The sequence below is a fragment of the Streptomyces sp. VNUA24 genome (genome assembly GCF_029167005.1).
Classification (GTDB): Bacteria; Actinomycetota; Actinomycetes; order Streptomycetales; family Streptomycetaceae; genus Streptomyces; species Streptomyces scabiei.
This window is the reverse complement of the sequence record NZ_CP119143.1, coordinates 1,638,009-1,657,147: the sequence shown is the minus strand read 5'-3', so window position 1 is coordinate 1,657,147 and position 19,139 is coordinate 1,638,009. Positions and strand designations below refer to the sequence as shown.

Annotated in this window: 14 protein-coding genes; 9 read left to right on the top strand and 5 right to left on the bottom strand. The window is 71.5% G+C overall.

The window, feature by feature from the left end; genetic code table 11:
- Positions 1-92 precede the first annotated feature (92 nt).
- Positions 93-1,229, bottom strand: coding sequence for an extracellular solute-binding protein (locus tag PYR72_RS06815; protein WP_275454413.1), 1,137 nt, complete (start codon positions 1,227-1,229; stop codon positions 93-95).
- Positions 1,230-1,403: 174 nt separating this feature from the next.
- On the bottom strand, positions 1,404-2,447 hold the full coding sequence (locus PYR72_RS06810; protein ID WP_275454412.1) for a LacI family DNA-binding transcriptional regulator: 1,044 nt from the start codon (positions 2,445-2,447) through the stop codon (positions 1,404-1,406).
- Positions 2,448-2,790: 343 nt separating this feature from the next.
- Here PYR72_RS06810 and PYR72_RS06805 point away from each other — a divergent pair, with 343 nt between their 5' ends.
- The 8 genes from PYR72_RS06805 to PYR72_RS06770 all read left to right on the top strand — a co-directional run bounded on the left by PYR72_RS06805 (position 2,791) and on the right by PYR72_RS06770 (position 15,381).
- Positions 2,791-3,738 carry a sugar ABC transporter permease gene (locus PYR72_RS06805; RefSeq protein WP_275454411.1) on the top strand — a complete coding sequence of 316 codons (948 nt, stop codon included), beginning with the start codon at positions 2,791-2,793 and terminating at the stop codon, positions 3,736-3,738.
- Complete coding sequence (locus PYR72_RS06800) at positions 3,735-4,556, top strand: carbohydrate ABC transporter permease (protein ID WP_275454410.1); 822 nt, start codon at positions 3,735-3,737, stop codon at positions 4,554-4,556. Before PYR72_RS06805 ends, PYR72_RS06800 begins: the two co-directional genes overlap by 4 nt.
- A 55-nt stretch (positions 4,557-4,611) precedes the next feature.
- The gene (locus PYR72_RS06795) at positions 4,612-5,892 is read left to right on the top strand and encodes an extracellular solute-binding protein (protein WP_275454409.1); all 1,281 of its coding nucleotides are present in this window, start codon (positions 4,612-4,614) and stop codon (positions 5,890-5,892) included.
- A gap of 101 nt (positions 5,893-5,993) precedes the next feature.
- A complete protein-coding gene (locus PYR72_RS06790) occupies positions 5,994-9,131 on the top strand; it encodes an alpha-L-rhamnosidase (protein ID WP_275454408.1) in 3,138 nt (1,045 codons plus the stop codon).
- A gap of 29 nt (positions 9,132-9,160) precedes the next feature.
- Positions 9,161-12,226, top strand: coding sequence for an alpha-L-rhamnosidase (locus PYR72_RS06785; RefSeq protein ID WP_275454407.1), 3,066 nt, complete (start codon positions 9,161-9,163; stop codon positions 12,224-12,226).
- Between the two features lie 255 nt (positions 12,227-12,481).
- Positions 12,482-13,840, top strand: a complete 1,359-nt coding sequence (locus PYR72_RS06780; RefSeq protein WP_275454406.1) for a dicarboxylate/amino acid:cation symporter — start codon at positions 12,482-12,484, stop codon at positions 13,838-13,840.
- Positions 13,837-14,622 (top strand): amino acid racemase, encoded by a 786-nt coding sequence (locus PYR72_RS06775; protein ID WP_275454405.1) that lies wholly within the window; start codon positions 13,837-13,839, stop codon positions 14,620-14,622. The genes PYR72_RS06780 and PYR72_RS06775 overlap by 4 nt, the downstream gene beginning before the upstream one ends.
- Before the next feature lie 45 nt (positions 14,623-14,667).
- Positions 14,668-15,381, top strand: coding sequence for a GntR family transcriptional regulator (locus PYR72_RS06770; RefSeq protein ID WP_275454404.1), 714 nt, complete (start codon positions 14,668-14,670; stop codon positions 15,379-15,381).
- A gap of 14 nt (positions 15,382-15,395) precedes the next feature.
- On the opposite strand, the gene PYR72_RS06765 is transcribed toward PYR72_RS06770, so the two are convergent.
- Positions 15,396-16,190: a hypothetical protein gene (locus PYR72_RS06765; RefSeq protein ID WP_275454403.1), complete on the bottom strand. Its 795-nt coding sequence runs from the start codon at positions 16,188-16,190 to the stop codon at positions 15,396-15,398.
- Between the two features lie 228 nt (positions 16,191-16,418).
- On the opposite strand from PYR72_RS06765, the gene PYR72_RS06760 reads away from it, so the two are divergent.
- On the top strand, positions 16,419-17,090 hold the full coding sequence (locus PYR72_RS06760) for a hypothetical protein (protein WP_275454402.1): 672 nt from the start codon (positions 16,419-16,421) through the stop codon (positions 17,088-17,090).
- Positions 17,091-17,130: 40 nt separating this feature from the next.
- Here the strand turns inward: PYR72_RS06760 and PYR72_RS06755 are convergent, their stop codons facing one another.
- Complete coding sequence (locus PYR72_RS06755; protein ID WP_275454401.1) at positions 17,131-17,955, bottom strand: DUF1684 domain-containing protein; 825 nt, start codon at positions 17,953-17,955, stop codon at positions 17,131-17,133.
- Positions 17,952-19,136: a homoserine O-acetyltransferase gene (locus PYR72_RS06750; RefSeq protein WP_275454400.1), complete on the bottom strand. Its 1,185-nt coding sequence runs from the start codon at positions 19,134-19,136 to the stop codon at positions 17,952-17,954. The genes PYR72_RS06755 and PYR72_RS06750 overlap by 4 nt, the downstream gene beginning before the upstream one ends.
- Positions 19,137-19,139 lie beyond the last annotated feature (3 nt).

The following is a 19,139-nucleotide window of genomic DNA, read 5'->3' as shown; positions in this document are numbered from 1 at the left end:
GACGGCGGTCGCCGGACCGTGTACGCGCGGGCCGCGCGACGATGCCGTCGCCGCCGGCCGCCCGGAACAGCGGTCGGCGGCGACGGCGGCCCTCAGGCGCCCGGGTGCAGTCCGAGCCGGCCGGGCGTCGGGGGGCCCTGGACCTCGCCGAAGTACAGGGCGAACGTCTGCTTCCAGCGCTCGACCGCGGCCCGGTCGGCCATGAAGCGGGGGAAGCCGTCCACGTTGGCCTGGGGGTACTTCCAGATCGGCTTCAGGCCGGCCGGGGGAGTGACGTCGGTGCGCACGGACCAGCCGTTGAAGGAGCCGTTCTGCATCTCCTTGGACAGCTGCCAGTTGAGGAAGAGCTTGGCGGCTGTGGAGTTCTTCGCCGACTTGAGGATCGCGGTGCGCTGACCCCAGGCCATGAACGGGTGTCCGGCCTCGATCGCGAACGTCACGGGGGAGGAGCCGACCGCGGATCCCGCCGTCCCGACGCCGATCGTCTTCCGGCCGCCGAAGACGGCGTCGCCCGGCGAGTTGCTGCCCCGGGCGAACCGCACGTCCTGGGCGGCGAAGTCGGCCACCCAGTCCCAGCCGTAGGCGCGGGCGTACAGCGCGAACAGGTAGAGCACCGCGTCGTCGTCGTGCGGGAAGGACGAGGCGATCTTGCCCTTCCACTTCGGGTCGACCAGGTCGAGCGGGGTCAGCGGCCTCGTCGAGCCGACGGCCGCGGTGTCGTACAGGAAGCTGAAGGCGATCGCGCCGGTGGCCACCCACGTGCCCTGCGGGTCCTTGAAGGCGTCGTACACCTGGGAGAAACCGGCCGGCTTGTAGGGCAACAGGCGGCCCTGCCGCTTCCAGCGGTCGAAGTCGTGCAGGGTCTGGAAGGAGACGACGTCCGGCACCACGGTGTCGGTGGCGAACTGGTTGTCGAGCCGCACGTCGTGGTACTTGCTGTAGTCGACGATCAGCGTCAGGTCGATCTCGGGGAAGCGGTCCCGGAAGGCGGCCTTGGTGCCGTCCTGCTGGGTCGGGGTGTCGCCGCCCGCGTAGACGACCAGCTTGCCGCCCTCCGCGAGCGCGGCCCGGTACAGCTCGTCGAGCGTACGGGTCTCCTCGCGTCCGCCGGTCCGTGAGGAAGCCGCCGGAGAGGCCGCGGCCGTGCCGGTCGAAGCGCCGAACGCGCCGATGCCGACGGCTGCTCCGGCGCCGGTGGCGAGGACATGTCGCCTGCTGAACCTGGACATACGGGGGAGACCTCTCGGTGGGGGACGGATGAGGCCCGGCGCCTGGCTCCGCCACGGCCGTCGGGCGTCACTCATCCTCACGCCACCGCCCTCCTTTGGGCAACGTTTCTCAAACATTCGATCGCACATTCAACCGAACGATGGAATGCCCGGGTGTCGCTCGCAGGGGTCGGGTCACTCCGCCGGGCGGGCGGTGGACCGGCGCGTCACCAGCGTGGGGGAGAGGGTCACCTTGGCCGACGGGCGGCCGTGGTCGGCGATCCGGTCCAGGAGGAGCCGTACGGCATGGCGGCCCATCTCCCGGCCCGCCTGGTCGACGCTGGTGAGCGAGACCGGGCCGAACGCGGCGAACGTGGTGTTGTCGTAGCCGGCCACCGAGAGGTCGCCGGGAACCGACCAACCGGCGTCGGCGAGCGCCTCGAGCACACCCATGGCGACGACGTCCGCCCCGGCGAAGAGGGCGGTCGGCCGGGCGGCGGGGGGCCGGGCCAGCAGCTCCAGCGCCGCCCGGTGGCCGCCCTCCTGGCTGTAGCTGGTGGAGATCACGTCGATCTGCTCCGCCAGCCCCTGCACCCTCATGGCCTGCCGGTATCCGTCCGCGCGACGGGCGTTGGGCATCTCCGCGAGCCGCGCGGTGTCGGTCTCGTGATGCTCGACGTGGGCGATCCGGTGGTGGCCGAGACCGGCGAGGTGGCGGACGACGAGGGCGGCGCCCTCGGCGTCGTCGTCGGCCACCGTGTCGTACAGGGCGGAGGAGCCGTGGCGGCCGACCACGACGGTGGGCACCGCGGTGGCGACGTGCTCCAGATGGGCACGGGAGGAGACCGGCGCGACCAGGATGAGGCCGTCCATCCCGCGGTCGATCATCGCCTCGGTGACCCTGGCCTCCGCCTTCTCGCCGTTGCAGCCCGGCCCCAGGAACACCTGGTAGTCGGTCTCCTCCAGCGATTCGGTGACGCCGTCGAGGATCTCGGGGAAGAACGGGTTGCGGATGTCGGGCAGCATCACGCCGATCGTGTACGTCTGCCCCCGCAGGGCCCGGGCGCCCGCGTGCGGGCGGTAGCCCAACTCGTCTATGGCGCGGCGCACTTTGGCCTGCATCTCGGGGCTCGCCCCGTAGGCGTTGCGCAGCACCTTGGACACCGAGGTGACGGAGACCCGGGCGTGTCGCGCGACGTCGACGATGGTGATCCTGCGACGTGATGCTGTCGGCTCCATCCGGGTCCTTGCCTCTCTGGGTGGCGTCGGGCGGCCGAGTCTAAGGCCGGATTCCGCAGCTCAGGGAGGTGCCCCCGCACGCGGATGTGCCGCCGTCGTCACACCACCGAAGTGTGTGCGCAACATCTTGACGTCCCGCGGGACGCTCCTTAGGGTCTGGCCACACCCTTTGGGAAACGTTACCCAAAACGTTCCGGCCCCCCGCTGTCCGGCAGTCGGTGCGTCCCACCGCTCCGTCGCCGGATCCCAGGACGACGTGGCAACGGCTCCGCCCCGGTGGGCGCGGAGCGGAACAGGCCATCCGGCAGATGATGTGAATCGTTTCAAGAAATGAGGTTCGCAGGTGACCGTCACCCCGCACCAGCGACTTCCGGACGCCGGCCGGCCTCCGGGCGCGCGGCCGGCGCCACGGGGCCGGCGCGCGCCGACCACCGCGCCCTGGTGGTTCGCCCTCCCCGCGATGCTGCTGTTCGTCTTCGTCGTCCTGGTCCCGAGCGTGCGCGGTGTGTACTACGCCTTCACCGACTGGGACGGTCTCTCCCCGGACTTCTCCTTCGTCGGCCTGGACAACTTCACCGAGATGCTCCGGGACGAGGACGCGACCCGGGCCATCGGGCACACCCTGCTGATCGCCGTGTCCATCACGATCGCGCAGAACGCGGTGGGCCTGCTGCTGGCCCTCGGGGTCAACTCGGTCATCAAGTCCCGCAACGTGCTCCGGGTCTTCCTGTTCGCCCCGGCGGTCATCACCCCGGTCGTGACCGCCTTCCTCTGGCGCAACCTCCTCGGACCGGACGGAGCGGTCAACAGTCTGCTCGGCGCGGTCGGCCTCGGCGGATGGCGGCAGGACTGGCTGGGCAGCCCGACCCTGGCGCTGTGGTCGGTGGTCGGCGTGATCGTCTGGCAGTTCGCCGGCTACTCCATGGTCATCTTCCTCGCCGGGCTGCAGTCGGTGCCCAAGGAGGTCCACGAGGCGGCGGCCATGGACGGGGCCGGCCCCGTACGGCGCTTCTGGTCGGTCACCCGGCCGCTGCTGGCCCCGGCCCTGACCATCAACCTGATGCTGTCGATCATCGGCGGGATCAAACTCTTCGACCAGGTCTGGGCCCTGACGGGCGGTGGGCCGGGACACGCCACCGACACCATCTCGACGCTGATCTACAAGGACGCCTTCACCCTGGGCGAGTTCGGCTACAGCATCGCGCTCGCGGTCGTCCTCACGATCATCGTGGCGGTCGTCTCGTCCGGGCAGTACCTCGCCCTGTCGCGCAACGAGAGGGCCGCCTCATGAACCGCTACGGCCGCCGCACCTTCGCGCTGGAACTGGCGATGATCGCCGCCGCCCTGTTCGTCGCCTTCCCGGTGTACGTCCTGGTCAACCTGGCGGTGCGGCCCGCCTCCGACACCTCCTCCCCGATCAGCCCGACACGGTCGCCCACCCTGGACAACTTCAGCGAGGCATGGCAGCAGGGGGCGCTGGGCGGCGCGCTGGCCAACAGCCTGCTGGTGACGGCGTGCAGCGTCGTCATCGTGCTCACGGTGTCCGCGCTCGCGGCGTACCCGCTGGCCCGCGCCACGGCCCGCTGGTCCCGGGGCGCGTACCTGACCTTCCTCCTCGGCCTCGCCCTGCCCTTCCAGCTCGCCTCCCTGCCGCTGTACCAGACCATGCGGGACCTGGGCCTGCTCGGCACCCCCTGGGCGCTGGTCCTGTTCTACTCGGGCCTGCAGGTGCCGTTCACCGTCTTCCTCTACGTCGGGTTCCTGCGCGCCCTGCCCCGCGACTTCGAGAACGCGGCGCTCATCGACGGCTGCACCCCGCTGCAGGGCTTCCGCCACGTGATCCTGCCCATGCTCAAACCGGTCACGGTGACCGCCCTCGTGCTCAACACGGTCGCCGTCTGGAACGACTTCTTCACCCCCCTGCTGTACCTCAGCGGCAGCGCCCAGCAGACCCTGCCGGTCGCCGTGTCCGGTTTCGTCGGCCAGTACGTCACCGACTGGAACCTCATCTTCGCCGCACTGGTGATCAGCATCCTGCCCGTCCTGCTCGTCTACTTCCTGCTGCAGCGCAGCATCATCAACGGCTTCGCGGGCGGACTGCGGGGATGACCCCGGCACCCGGCCGACCCTCAAGCACGGTGGCTCACTCCCCGAGGGGGACTTCATGAAGACACGCACACTCCCTGTCCTGATCGCCGCGATCACGTCCACGGCCCTCCTGGCCGCGTGCAGCGGCGGCACCAACGCCGGCTCCGGCGGCAACGCGGGCGGCGGCTCGGGCGGCGGAACGCTGACCCTGTCCTCGGTCGACCAGGGCTCGATCCAGGACGTCGTCAAGGCGTTCGAGAAGGCCAACCCCGGTGTCAAGGTCCGCTACACCACCAGCGGCGCCGACCAGTACCAGCAGCAGATCCGCACCCAGCTGTCCTCGGGCACCGCCCCCGACGTGATGTCGGTCTGGCCCGGCAACGGCAACCCGGCCGCCACCTATACCCTCGCCAAGCCCGGCTACCTGCGCGACCTGTCGGACCGCCCGTGGGCGGCGAAGCTGCCGGACGCGATGAAGTCCGTCGCCCAGTACCAGGGCAAGACCTACACCGCGGTCTTCGGCCAGAACGGCATCGGAGCGGTCTACAACGAGCAGGCCCTGAAGAAGGCCGGGCTCACCGCGCCGGACAGCTGGACGGACCTGCTCGCCTTCTGCAAGGCCGCGAAGGCCGAGGGAACCCCGGCCTTCGCGCTCGGGAACCAGGACAACTGGGTGACCCAGCTCGTGCTGTACGCGCTGGTCGCCACGACCGTGTACGGCGAGGACCCGGACTTCGACCAGAAGATGCAGGCCGGTGAGGCGACCTTCGCGAAGTCGCCGTGGACCACCGCCCTGGACAAGTACCTGACGATGGAGAAGACCGGCTGCTTCCAGAAGAACCCCCTGGGCACCAACTACGAGGCCAGCCAGCAGCTCGCCGCCACCGGCAAGACCCTCGGCATCGTGCAGGGCAACTGGGTGATCGCCCTCCTCAAGGGGAAGAACCCGAAGGGCACGTTCACGCTCAAGGCCCTGCCCGCCACCGACGATGCGTCCCAGACCCTCATCCCCGCCGCCGCGGGAGCGGGCTACGCCGTCAACGCCAAGGCGAAGAACGAGAAACTGGCCCTGAAGTTCGTGGACTTCGTGATGTCGCCCAAGGGCATGAACCTCTTCGTCGCCAAGCAGGGCGGGCTGCCCTCCCTCGCCGACACCGGCTTCGCCGCCGACCCGTCGCTCGCCGAACTCTCCAAGTTCATCGAGTCCGACCGCACGGTGCCCTTCATGGACCAGCTCTGGCCCAACCCCAAGGTCCAGCAGACCATGCTCAGCGGGCTGCAGGAGATCTTCAGCGGGCAGTCCACGCCCGGCAAGGTGCTCGGTGAGATGGACGCCGACTACAAGTCCGGGAGCTGACCGCCGAGCCGTCGGCCACCACCCGTGGCCGACGGCTTCTTCCGACCCCTCGGTGAAACGTTTTAACCCCCCACGCACACACGATCGACCGGAGGTTCGGTATGCCCGAGGTGCCCAGCGAGACGTTCAGCCGGCGCAAGGTCGTCGGCACCATGGCCGTCTCCGCGGCGAGCCTGGCCGCGCCCGTCGTCCCCGGACCGGCCGCGGCCGCGGCCCACGCCGACGACGAGGACGGCGGACACCGGGCCCGGGTCACCGGCCTGGCCGTGAACGGCCGCGAGGACGGCCCGCTCGGCGTCGACGACCCGGCGCCACGCCTGAGCTGGCGGGTGCGCGGGGCCGACGCGGGATGGACCCAGGCCGCCTACCGCATCCGCGCGGCACGCACCGAGAAGGACCTCGACCGCGGCCGTCTGCTGTGGGACACCGGCCGGACCCCCTCCGCGGCCCAGACCGACATCGCCTGGCACGGGCCCACCCCGGCCTCGCGCGACCGCGTGGTCTGGCAGGTCCGGGTCTGGGGCGCGGACGGCCGCGCGACCCCGTGGAGCCGGCCGGGCAGCTGGGAGACGGGGCTGTTTCACCGCTCCGACTGGGGCGAGGCCCGGTGGATCGAGTACCCGGGCCGCACCGTCGACCAGCCCCTGCCGCTGTTCGCCCGCGCCTTCCGGGTGGACGGCAGGGTGGTCAAGGCCAGGTTGTACCTCTCCGGCGTCGGACTGCACGAGGCCCGGCTCAACGACGAGCCCGTCACCGACGAGGTGCTAGCCCCGGGCAACTCCAACTACCAGCTCTCCACCGAGTACCGCGTGTACGACGTCACGGGGCTCGTCCGCTCCGGCGCCAACACCCTGGGCGTCGAACTCGGCCACGGCACGGCCCTGGTGACCCGGTCCGTCACGAACCCCGCCGCTGGTCGCACCGCCCCGTACAGCTGGTGGCAGAGCCAGTTCAAGGGCAGCGGCACGCTCGTCGCCCCCGCCGCCCGGGGCGCCACCACCGTCCAGGTGAGCAGCGTGGCCAACCACCACGTCGGCGGCACCGTCAACATCGACACCGGCGACGGCGGAGAGCGGCTGGAGTGCCGGACCGTCACCGCGATCGGCACCGCGGGCGCCGACGGGACCGGCATCACCTTCGAGCCCGGCCTGGCCTCCGCGCACGCCGAGGGCGCCGCCGTCACCGCATCCGGGAACCCCCTCGCGAGCACCGATCCGAGCGCGGGCGCCGCGGTCACGCCCCGGCTGATCGCCCGGCTGGAACTCACCAGGGCCGACGGCACGGTCGAGACCGTCGTCAGCGACCGCACCTGGAGGACGGCGCTCGGCCCCACCGTCACCGCGAACTGGTACTCCGGCTCCGACCACGACGCCCGACGCGAACAGCCGGCCTGGACCGCCGCCGGCGCCGACCTCGGCGCGACGGCCCGGCGCCGGGACGGCACCGCCATGGGATGGACCGACGCCGGTGTCGCCCCGCCGCCCAACCTGACCACCGAGCTGGTGTGGCGCGTGGCCGAGCCGCTGAAGGTGGTCGACCGGATCCGCCCGGTCTCCCTGACCCGGCCGCGCCCCGGGGTGTGGGTCTTCGACTTCGGGCAGAACTTCGCCGGCTGGCCCCTGTTGCGCCTCGACGGCCCGCTCCCGGCGGGTACGACGGTCACCCTGCGCCCCGCCGAGTCGCTGAACGCCGACGGCACCGTCGACCAGACGTCGATCATGGGCGGCGGCCCCGCCCGCGGTACCGACGTGTTCGCCACCTACACGACGTACGGCGCCGAGGGAGGCGAGCACTGGCATCCGCGCTTCCACTACTTCGGGATGCAGTGGCTCCAGGTGACCGGCCTGCCCGAGGGCCTGGTGCCGACGCTCGACACGGTGACCGGCCTGCAGATCCACGCGGACGTACCGGTCGCCGGTTCCCTGCGCACCTCCGACGAGCGCATCAACCGGATCCACCGGATGGCCCGTTACTCGATCATGAGCAACGTCATGTCCACCTTCACCGACTGCCCCGGACGCGAGAAGCTCGCCTACCCCGCCGACTACGTCCAGCCCTTCGGCTCCCTGCACCGCACCTTCGGCTACGCGGCCTACCTGCGCACCATGCAGCGCCACCTGGTCGAGGGCCAGTCCCGGGCCGGGGCCGACATCGGCAACGTGGCGCTCAAGGCACCGGTCTACGACTGGGGGTACACCGGCCGGTTCGGCGACGAGATCAACTGGGGCAACGGCATCGTCCTGGTGCCCTGGCTGCTGTACGAGACGTACGGCGACACCCAGATGATGGCCCGCACCTACCCGCAGATGCGGGCCTTCCTGGACTACATCAGGACCAGGAAGGCCGGCACGGGCGCGGACGCCCATCTCGTGGACGCGGCCCTGGCCGACTGGATCGCCGCCGAGAACACCTCGGGCCGCATCACCGGAACCTGGGGATACCACCAGATCGCGGACCGCATGGCCCGGATGGCGGCCCTGCTCGGCCGCGACGCCGACGCGGCCGAGTACCGCAGCCTCGCGGCCCACATCAAGGACGCGTTCAACGACGCCTTCTACCACGCGGCCCTCGGCCGGTACACCGCCGAGGGCGACCGCGGCCCCGCCGGAGCGACCCAGGCCGCGCAGGCGCTCGCGCTCGACGAGGGCCTGGTCCCGGAGACCGAACGCGGCAGGGTCCTCGACGCGCTGGTGGAACTGGTCCGCGGCTACCGGCCGTTCGGAGGCGGCCCGCATCTCAGCGGCGGCACCCTCGGCCTCGCCCCGATCGTCCGGGCCCTGCACGAGGGCGGCCACGACGACCTCCTGTGGGACGTCCTGCGGGAGGACACCCGCCCGGGCTACGGGTACTTCATGGCACCCACCACCGCCCATCCCCAGGGCCTGACGACCGTTCCCGAAGCCTGGGACATGGACAACTCCAAGAACCACATGATCCTGCTGCAGATCGAGGAGTGGTTCCACAGCGGTGTGGTGGGCATCCGCCAGGCTCCCGGCGGGGCCGGCTACCGCGAGCTGGTCGTCGACCCCCGCCCGGTCGGCGACCTCACCCGTGCCGAGGGCGGCTACCGCACCCCGTACGGCGTGGTGTCCGTGCGGTGGACCCGCCGCAACGGCCGGTTCCGGCTCCACGCGGAGCTGCCGCCCAACACCACGGCGGAGATCCGGATGCCCACCGGCGACCGCGCCATCCACGTGGTCGGCTCCGGCCGGCACACGTTCACCTCCCGCGACCTGTGACCCCTTCCCCACCGAGAGGATCCGACGGCATGAGCCACGAACGTGCCACCGCAGAAGGAACGAGCGCGGCGGCGCGGACAGCGCACCGCCCGCACCCGAGCCCCGTCCACGGGCTGACGGTCGAGCACCGCACCGATCCCCTCGGCGTCGACGCCGACCGCCCGCGCTTCGGCTGGCGTACACGGTCCGCCGGCCGGGGCTGGCGGCAGGGGTCGTACCAGATCCTCGTCGCCACCTCCCCGGAGCTGCTCACCCCCGCGAGCGCCGACGTCTGGGACAGCGGGCGGGTGCGCTCGGCGGACTCGGTGGCCGTCCGCTACGCGGGCGTCCCCCTGCGGGCCTCGACCCGCTACCACTGGACCGTCCGTGTCTGGAACACCCAGGGCCGGGCGGCCGGCACCGCCTCGCCCGCCGTGTTCGAGACCGGTCTGATGAGCACCGACGGCGTGGGCGGCTGGGACGGGGCACGGTGGATCGGCATGAAGGGGAAGGTCCCCGGCTCGCCCGGCGCCCCCCTGCTGCGGACCCGCGAAACGCTCGGGTGCGGCGACGGCCGACGGGTCGGCGACGCGCGGTTGTACCTCTCCGCCCTCGGCGTGTACGAGGCCCACGTCAACGGAGAGCGGGTGACCGTCCGGCAGGACGGTGAGCGCACCCTCGAACTCCTGCCGCCGGGCTGGACGAACTACGACGCCCGCGTCGACTACCTGACCTACGACGTCACCGCGCTCCTGGCGGACGGGCCCGAGGTCACGCTCGCCGTCGTCCTGGGCAACGGCTGGTACAACGGCCGTGTCTCCGAAGGCAGCACGTACCACGCGCCGTCCAGCAACGCCCTCGCGGTCAAGGCGAAGCTGCTGATCCGGTACACGGACGGGACGACCCGGTCCGTCGTCACGGGGACCTCGGGAGGCTGGAAGGCCACCGACACCGGTCCGTTCCGCGCCGACGACATCTACGACGGCCAGACCTACGACGCCCGCCGGGAACTGCCGGGCTGGACCTCGCCCGGATTCGACGACAGCGCGTGGTCGGACGTGGAACACATCGCCTTCGAGGACAGGTACCCGGGCGTGCGCCTGCAGGCGTACCCGGGGGAGAGCGCGCGTTTCGTCGACCGCTGGGACCGGCGGCCGCGGTCCGTCACCGTCATCACGGGCGTGACCGGCCGGGAGGAGAGCCCGCACGGCCGGGGACGGGTCGTCGTGGACGCAGCCCGTACGGTGACCGACCCGGCGAAGGCGGCCACCGCCCAGGTCACCCTCGCCGCCGGCGAGACCGCCGTCTTCGACCTCGGCCAGAACATGGTCGGTGTGGCCCGCTACGGCGTGCGCGGCCCGGCCGGTGCCGAGGTCGAGTTCCGGTTCGCCGAGATCCTCAACGACGACAGCGCCGGCGCCGACGGCCCCGAGGGCTCGCTCTACCGGGCCAACCTCCGCAGCGCCGAGGCCACCAGCACCTACATCCTCAAGGGCGACCCGGAGGGGGAGGCCCACCAGGACTCCCTGACCTTCTACGGCTTCCGCCATGTGTCCGTCACCGCGTCGCAGACCGTCACCATCACGGGGCTGACGGGCAAGGTCGCCACCTCCGTCGTCCGCGAGACCGGGACGTTCACGACCAACGATCCCCATGTCGACCAGTTGGCGAGCAACATCCGCTGGGGCCAGCGCGGCAACTACCTCTGGGTGCCCACCGACTGCCCGCAGCGCGACGAACGCCTCGGCTGGACCGGCGACACCCAGGTCTTCGCCGTCACCGGCCTCTACAACGCGGACGCCTACACCTTCCTCAGCCACTTCCAGGACACCGTCGTCGACTCCCAGGCCATCTACGGAGCGGACGGGGCGCAGTACACCGGCGTGGCCCCCGGCGGCCGCTACAACTTCCCCGGCGGCGGCAGCGGTTGGGCCGACTGCGGAGTCGTCCTGCCCTGGACCCTGTGGCAGATGACCGGCGACATCACCGTCGTCGAGGACAACTGGCCCTCGATGGTCCGCTATCTGGACTGGATCCGGCGGCAGACCGGCGACACCTACGCCGGGCAGGGTTCCCTCACCGGCGACTGGCTCGCCCCGCAGAAGACCAGCGCCCAGCTCATGAGCGACGCCTACTACGGCTACTCCGCACACCTGATGGCACGCATGGCCCGCGCGATCGGCCGCGCCGAGCAGGCGGCGACGTACGAGCAGCTCTTCGGACGGATCAGGCAGGCGTTCATCGCCAGGTACCTGAGCACCGAGGGCGGCCGGGTCACCGTCCGGTCCGGGCTGGGGGACGCCTCCCCGATCGAGCCGGGCTCCGACCCGAACGAGAAGACGGAGGACAACAGCCAGAGCGCGCTGCTGTGGGTCCTCAAACTCGGCTTCTACGAGAACGAGGCGCAGCGCCGCGCCCTGGTCGCGCTCCTGGCGGACGACATCCGCAACGACGCGGCCCACAAGGAGGCGCACCCGGACAGTGTCCGCGTGCGGTACCCCGAGAACACGCTGTCCGTCGGTTTCCTCGGGGTCAACATCCTCGCCCCGGTCCTCACCGACGAGGGGCGCGCGGACCTGGCGTACGAGCTGCTGCACCAGGACGCGCTGCCGTCCTGGCTGTTCTCGGTGAAGAACGGTGCCACCACCGTCTGGGAACGCTGGAACTCCTGGGCCGAGGACGCCGGGTTCGGCCCGGTCGGCATGAACTCCTTCAACCACTACGCCTACGGCGCGATCATGGAGTGGATGTACGCCTACATGGCAGGCATCGCCCGCGACCCGGACGCCCCCGGCTTCAGGCGCTTCCTGCTCCAACCCCATCTCGATCCCACGGGTCGGATCACCCGGGTCCGCGCCACGCACGAGTCGCCGTACGGGGAGATCCTCAGCGCGTGGGAGGTCGGCAGCGACGGCCGGCGCCTGGAGTACGACGTGGCCGTACCCGCCAACAGCGAGGCCACCCTGCGCGTTCCGGCCGTCTCGCCGGACTCGGTCCGTGAGGGCGGGACCCCCCTGGCGGACGTGGCCGGCGTGCGCTTCCTCGGGCACGCGGAGGGGGTGTCCTCGTACCGTCTGCCGTCCGGCCGGTACCGTCTGACCGCCGACCTGCGCTGACGGGGGTCGGTGCTCCGGATGTCGTGAACGCGGCTCACCGCGGCAGACGGCACCGCCCTGGAAGGGCGTCGTCGTGGGGGATCTCGCGGCGCCCGACGAGATGCGGCCGGGCCCACCGGTGTTTCCTCGTCCGTTCCTCGTCCGTTCCTCGCCTGTTCCCCGTCCGTTCCTCGTCCGTGCGGGCCCGCCCCTTGACAGGCCGCCGCCTCCGGTATCAGTGTTACCCGCCAACGTGCAGAACGCAATATATTGCATATGGCAGGAGTCTCATGGACACCGCTCACCCCCCACCCCACCAGCACGAACACCCCACCGACCCGCCCCGCAGGCTTCCTGCGGCGATGTCTGAGGATGCCGATCGGCGTCCAGTCGATCATCGCCGTCGGCCTCGGAGCGCTCGTCGGATCTCTCGCGCCGTCGGCGGGCGAACAGATGAAGATCCTCGGGGACGTCTTCCTGAACATGGTGCAGGTCGTGGTCCTGCCCCTGGTCTTCCCGCTCATCGTGCTCGGCATCGCCCGCATGGAGTCGGTCAAGAAGGTCGGCCGGATCGCCGGCAAGGCGATCCTCTACTTCGAGATCGTCACCACCGTCATCCTGCTGATCGCGGTGGGGCTGGCCAAGGTCACCGGCATCGGCAAGGGCGCTCCCGTCCACGGCACCGACGCCGGCGACCTGGACGGACTGAGCCAGGGCATCGACTTCCACGAACTGGTCCTGCACGCCTTCCCGAAGAACATCTTCGCCGCGTTCGGCGAGGGCAACCTGCTCGGCGCGATCGTCTTCGCCCTCCTCGTCGGCGTCGCCATGGCCGCGATCGGGGAGAAGTCCGAACCCTTCGCCGCCGTACTGGAGTCCGTCGCCTCGGTGATGTTCAAGGTCGTCGGCCATGTCATCCGCATCGCCCCGCTGGGCGTGCTCGGCTTCATCTCCTACGACGTCGCCCACTACGGTTTCGGCAACCTGCGCAGCCTGATCGGCTTCATCGCCGTCGTCTACGCGGGCCTGGCCGTCGTCGTCGGCGTCCTGTTCCCGCTCATCGCCGCGCTCTACCGCGTCCGGTACGTCGACCTGCTCAGGTCGATCGCCGGTCTGGCCGGCATCGCCTTCGTCACCCGCAGCTCCGAGTCCGTCCTGGCGCCGCTGATGGGCAGGCTGGAGGCGTTCGGCCTCAGCCGGTCCACGACCTCCATCGTCGTCCCGCTCGGCTACTCCTTCAACACCGACGGCTCCGTGCTCTACCAGGCGGCGGCCCTCGTCTTCCTCGCCAACGCCTACGGTGCCGACACCTCGCTGCCCGCCCTGCTGCTGATGGTCGGCGTGCTGGTGATCCTCTCCAAGGGCATGGCCGGGGTCGCGTCCGCCTCGATCGTCGTCCTCATCGCCGCAGGCAACTCCATCGGCCTGCCCGCCGAGGGCGTCGCCCTGCTCCTCGGCGTGGACTTCATCGTCGACATGGCCCGCACGGGCGTGAACGTCATCGGGAACTCGCTCGCCGCCGCCGTCGTCGACAGCTCCGAGAACCGGCGTGAGTCCCGACGCGCCGGCCGTACGGCACCCCGCACCCCGGCCGAGCCGGAACCCGCGGCCCCGCAGAAGGTACTCGCGCCGTGACCACCTCCACCGGCACCACCATCGCCGTCCGCACCACCGAGGTCATCGGCATCCTGGGCGGCATGGGCCCGGCGGCCACCGCCGACTTCTACACCAAGCTCGTCGCGGAGACCCCCGGCTCCACCGACCAGGACCACCTCCGTACGGTCATCTGGTCCGACCCCAGCATCCCGGACCGCACCGAGGCACTGCTGGGCGACGGCCCCGACCCCACCCCCTGGCTGCTCGACGGCAGCCGTGTCCTGCGGGAGGCGGGCGCCACCGTCATCGCCATCCCGTGCAACACCGCCCACGCCTTCGTGCCGCGCATCGCCGCCCATGTCGGACTGCCCATCGTCCACATGGTCGAAGAGGTGGCACGCCACCTGACCACGCGGACGCCGCGCATCGGCACCGTCGGACTGCTCGCCACCACCGGAACCGTCCGCGCGGGTCTCTACCAGGAGTGGCTGGACCGCTTCGGCATCGACCTGCTCCTGCCGGACGCCGACAGCCAGGAACGTGAGGTCATGACCGCCGTCCGCGCGGTGAAGGCCGGTGCCCGCGACACCGCGACGACCGCGCGGCTGGCCCGTGCCGCGCGGGGCCTCACCGAGCGGGGCGCCCGGGCGGTCGTCGCCGGCTGTACCGAGGTGCCTCTGGGGCTTCCCGCGGACGCCGTGGACGCCCCCCTCGTGGACCCGGCGCTCGTCCTCGCCCGAGCCCTGATACGGCGTGCCATGGCCGGTCGGGCCAGGGGCAGGCGGCCCGCGGACGGAGGCGGAGCGGGGCCGCGGGAGTGAGCGGCCCCCAGCATCGCCCGAGGTCGGCGATGTACTGTACGCAATATGTCACTTGACCGCCCCGTGTCCCGTCGCCTCCTCAGCGACGAGGTGTTCCGCCGCCTGCGCGACTCCATCGTGCGCGGCGAACTGCTCCCCGGGGAGAAGGTCAGGGACGGTGAACTCGCCGAGCGCCTCGGCCTCAGCCGCACCCCGGTGCGCGAGGCGCTCGCCCGGCTCGCCGACATCGGCCTGGTCGAGGCGAAGCCGGGCGTCTACACCCGCATCACCACCCTCAACCGCCGCGATGCCGAGAAGACCCTCGCGGTCCTGCGCTCGCTGGACCGGCTCGCCCTCGAGACGGCCGTTCCGGTCATGACCGCACACGACTTCCGGCGCATGCGCGAGGCGAACCGCGACTTCGAACGGGCCGTGGCCGCCAACGACACCGATGCCGCGCTGGACGCGGACGACCGCTTCCACGCCGTCCCCATCGCAGCCGCGGACAACCCCGTCCTCAGCCGGATCGTCGAGCAGCTCCACCCGCAGATCCACCGCATCCTCTACCGCAAGTTCTCCACCCTGCTCGGCGGCCGCAACACCATCGAGCACCACGAGGAACTCATCGACGTCTGTGCGGAGGGAGACGCCCGTTCCGCCGCCGAACTCTCCGGACGCCACTGGTCCGAACTGGGCGGACACATCAACCAGCTCTTCGACACCAACCAGTTCGCCGAGGCGGCCACCGACCGGGGCACCGGCCGCCGTCTCGCCGACTGACCCTCGTCGAGCACTCAGCCGTTCGCCGGCGCGGGCTCCGCCTCGGTCTGCGCCGGCACGGCCGGCTCCGGCGCGTCGGGAGCGGTGTAGTAGACGGACGACCCCTGGCGGCTGCGCTGGGCGTTGCTCTTGGCGACGAGCCCTTCGAGCGTGGTGCGGACGACATTGGTCTGGATACGGCGGTCGGGGTGCGCCTGGGTGAGCGCGGCGGCCACCTCGGCGGCGGACCGCGGTTCGCTCTGCTCGGTGAGGTGCAGGCGGATCAGCTCGACCAGGGTGGGCTGGTCCTTCTTCGGGGCGGAGGACTTCGGGGCCGAGGACTTGGCGGCGGCGGTCTTGGAAGCCGAGGTCTTGCCGGTGGCGGTCTTGGTGGCGGTCTTGGTGGTGGCCGCCTTCGGTGCCGCCGTCTTGGCTGCCGCGGTCTTGGCTGCCGCGGGCTTGGCCGTGGCGGTCTTGGTGGCGGCGGGCTTCTTCGTCTGCTTGGCGTCCTGCGGGGGAGCGGCCTGCTGCGCCTTCTTCGCACGCGTCCGCTTGGCGGCCTGCGGCCCGGCGGCGGTCTTCTGCCGGGGAACCGGAGCGGCGACGACCTCCTCGGTCACGGGAGCGGGCTCCGGTGCCACGAAGCCGAGCGCCTGCTGCACGTTCGCCAACACACTGTGGTCCTGCTGCAGATTACGGAGCTGCTCCTGCAGGGTCTCGATCTCTCCTTGGAGACGCTCCTGTTCCTTGGCGTTCCGTTCGAGGTCGGCGGCGACCTGGGCGGTGTACTGCGCCTTGAGATCCGTCGTCTCCGAAGGCGTTTCGGTCATGGCAGTCCCTCCCGACAAATGGATGTGCTGTGTGCGGATGTTACTCACCCTTTCCTGTCCGCCACCCATGTGTCCGCACGGATTCCTACGAAGAGGGGGTGCCGGGCTTGCCATGTGTGCCGGCCGAAGGCCGTCACACATGCCCCGGGACGAGTTCCCGGCACAGGTCGAATCCCCGTTGCCGAGGAGACTCACCCACCGCGATGCTGAGCACATGAGGTACCGCGTATGCAGCTGAGGCTGCGTCAGTTCCGGCCCCGCAACGGGCCCCACGAACACCGTGTCGTCCAACCCCGACAGCCCTTGCGCCACACGTCACTGCGTGCTCCCGAGCCCATCGGCACCTTGCTCGGTGACCACGACGGACTGAACCGGCTGGCGGGACTGTTCTCCTTCGCCGCCTACTCCCGGCACACGATCGTCCATGTCCCCCTGCGCGACGGCGTGCCGCCCGACGAGGGCGTGGGCGAGCTGGTCGACCTCGTCCTGGCCCACGACACGCTCGGACTGCGGCCCAGCCGATGGCCCGAGCTGCGCCGCAAGCTGGTCGGCGGCATCCCCCTGACCGTCCGCACCGACGAGGCACGCACGTACCGGGACTCCACCGCGTGGCGCGAACGGTACGCACGGGCCGACGTCCGCGACGAGGTGCGGCACGCCACCCACGCCCGGACGTTCTTCCTGTTCGGCGGCCGGGACATGTTCGCCTCGGCCGCCGTGTCCCTGGCCCACGCGGCGGGTTGGGGCCCGCGTCAGAAGGGCGTCGCCGAGGGGCACTCGGCGCTCATGACGGGGCTCACCGAGCTGGTCCAGCCCTCCGGCGGCGGGCACCCCCTTGAGCTGCTGGTCTTGTTCAAACCGTATCCGCCCTATGCCCACTTCAGAAGGCCGGGGAGATGAGGCGACCGCCGACCGGTGTCGTCACGGCGGCGCCCCGTCCTCAGGACCCGCCGCGCTCGCGGGGGATCTTCTGCCCCGCCTCGATCGCCACGCGCAGCCGGTTCTCGGCCGGCGGCAGCGGGCAGGTGGCCAGGTCGGTGTAGGCGCACGGCAGGTTCGTCGCCCGGTTGAAGTCCAGGACCACCGTGCCGTCCTCGGCGGGTGTGCCGAGAGCGAGGGCCCGGTTGGCCGCGTAGGTGGTGATCCCGGACGTCGCGTCGGTGAACAGCACCAGCAGGTCGCCCGCACCGTGGCCGGGGAACGCGGTGAGCGCCAGCCGGTGCCCGGCCAGCTCGAACTCGACCCGGCCCGGGGCGTCGTACACATGCTCAAGGACCTCGACCGCCGCGCCCACGGTCGTCGGCCGCGGCTCCTCGAAGGCGGTGTAGCGGCCGGTCACCGCCCACCGGGGATGCGGGGCGTAGGCGGGCGTACCGGCGAACGCGGTGAGCAGGGGTGCGTCCGGGTGCCGGGGGCGGACGATGTCGTGGCCACCGCGCCGGGCCACCTCGATCACGGCGTCTCCCCAGACCGCGTCGACCCCGCCGCGCTCCGGGAGCACCCCGAAGCGGTGTTCGCCGTGGACCGGGGCGCCGTCCACGAGCAGTTCCTCACCGTCGTCGAGGACCACGACGACCCCGTCGGCACCGGTCGACCAGGCGCCCGGCGCGTCCGGGAAGCGCCGCGGCTCGTCATCGAGCCAGTGCAGGCCGGTCACGGCGAGGAAGCCGTGGGGGTCGGCGAGCCGGGCCTCCTGCCTCGTGTGCCACGCCTGCCAGTCGCGGGTGAACGCGGCCAGGTCCGCGGTGGTGTCCTGCACGGTCATGGGTGCCCTGCTTTCTCGGTCGTGGGTTCGGATGGTCGTGCGGAGGAGTGCAGGAGTTCGCGTACGAGTGCGGACACCTGCTCCACCTCGATGAGGAAACCGTCGTGACCGTGGGGGGATTCGATCACCCGGGCGTACTCCGCCGAGGCGATCCCGGCGGCCAGTTCCTCCTGCTGCGCGAGGGGATAGAGGCGGTCCGAGGCCACTCCGGCGACCAGCGTCCGGGCGGTCACACGGCGCAGGGCGGCAGGGGTGCCACCGCGCCCGCGGCCGATGTCGTGGGTGTTCATGGCATCCGCCAGCACGACGTAGCTGCCCGCGTCGAAGCGGCGCACCAGTTTGGCCGCGTGATGGTCGAGATACGACTCCACCTGGTACCGGCCGCCGTCGTAGGGGTCCTCCGCCTCCTGGGGTGCGCGGCCGAAGCGGATCCGCAGCTCCGGCTCGCTGCGGTAGGTGAGGTGCGCGATGCGGCGGGCCAGGCCGAGTCCCGTGTCCGGTCCCCGGCCCGTGCCGTGGTAGTCGCCGCCCCGCCAGTGCGGATCACCCCGGATGGCGTGCAGTTGCACGCCGGCCCAGGCGATCTGCTCGGCGCTCGCCGCCGCCGTGGTGGCCAGCAGCAGAAGCGCCTCCGTACGCTCCGGATACGTCACGGCCCACTCCACGGCACGCATCCCGCCCATGGAACCGCCTACCACCAGCGCCCAGCGGTCGATGCCGAGCGCGTCCGCCAGCCCCGCCTCGGCGGCGACCTGGTCGCGCTGGGTCAGTGAGGGGAACGCGCTGCCCCAGGGCCGCCCGTCGGGACGTGCCGAGGACGGCCCGGTGCTGCCCTGGCAGCCGCCCAGCACATTGGGTGCGACGACGAACCAGCGGTCCGTGTCCAGGGCCAGACCGGGCCCGACGAGCCCGTCCCACCAGCCGGGTGTGGGGTGGCCGGGCCCCGCCGGCCCGGCGACATGGCTGTCGCCGGTGAGCGCGTGGAGCACGAGAACGGCGTTGGAGCGGTCCGGCGCGAGCCGTCCCCAGGTCTCGAACGCGAGCCGCACACCCGGCAGTTCGCCCCCGCTCTCCAACGGCAGCGCCCGCTCCCGCACATGCCACCGGCGGCGCCCGGCAGGGTCCCCCTCCCGCCAGGCCCCGGAGGCCGGCGGAAGAGGGATCCCGGCGGTCGTCGCCACCGT

Bases quoted from the DNA above. Each gene is read 5' to 3' on its own strand.
- PYR72_RS06780 (WP_275454406.1), top strand. From the start codon at position 12,482: ATGGCAGGAGTCTCATGGACACCGCTCACCCCCCACCCCACCAGCACG.
- PYR72_RS06790 (WP_275454408.1), top strand. From the start codon at position 5,994: ATGCCCGAGGTGCCCAGCGAGACGTTCAGCCGGCGCAAGGTCGTCGGC.
- PYR72_RS06810 (WP_275454412.1), bottom strand. From the start codon at position 2,447: ATGGAGCCGACAGCATCACGTCGCAGGATCACCATCGTCGACGTCGCG.
- PYR72_RS06770 (WP_275454404.1), top strand. From the start codon at position 14,668: ATGTCACTTGACCGCCCCGTGTCCCGTCGCCTCCTCAGCGACGAGGTG.
- PYR72_RS06765 (WP_275454403.1), bottom strand. From the start codon at position 16,190: ATGACCGAAACGCCTTCGGAGACGACGGATCTCAAGGCGCAGTACACC.
- PYR72_RS06755 (WP_275454401.1), bottom strand. From the start codon at position 17,955: ATGACCGTGCAGGACACCACCGCGGACCTGGCCGCGTTCACCCGCGAC.
- PYR72_RS06760 (WP_275454402.1), top strand. From the start codon at position 16,419: ATGCAGCTGAGGCTGCGTCAGTTCCGGCCCCGCAACGGGCCCCACGAA.
- PYR72_RS06785 (WP_275454407.1), top strand. From the start codon at position 9,161: ATGAGCCACGAACGTGCCACCGCAGAAGGAACGAGCGCGGCGGCGCGG.
- PYR72_RS06800 (WP_275454410.1), top strand. From the start codon at position 3,735: ATGAACCGCTACGGCCGCCGCACCTTCGCGCTGGAACTGGCGATGATC.
- PYR72_RS06815 (WP_275454413.1), bottom strand. From the start codon at position 1,229: ATGTCCAGGTTCAGCAGGCGACATGTCCTCGCCACCGGCGCCGGAGCA.
- PYR72_RS06795 (WP_275454409.1), top strand. From the start codon at position 4,612: ATGAAGACACGCACACTCCCTGTCCTGATCGCCGCGATCACGTCCACG.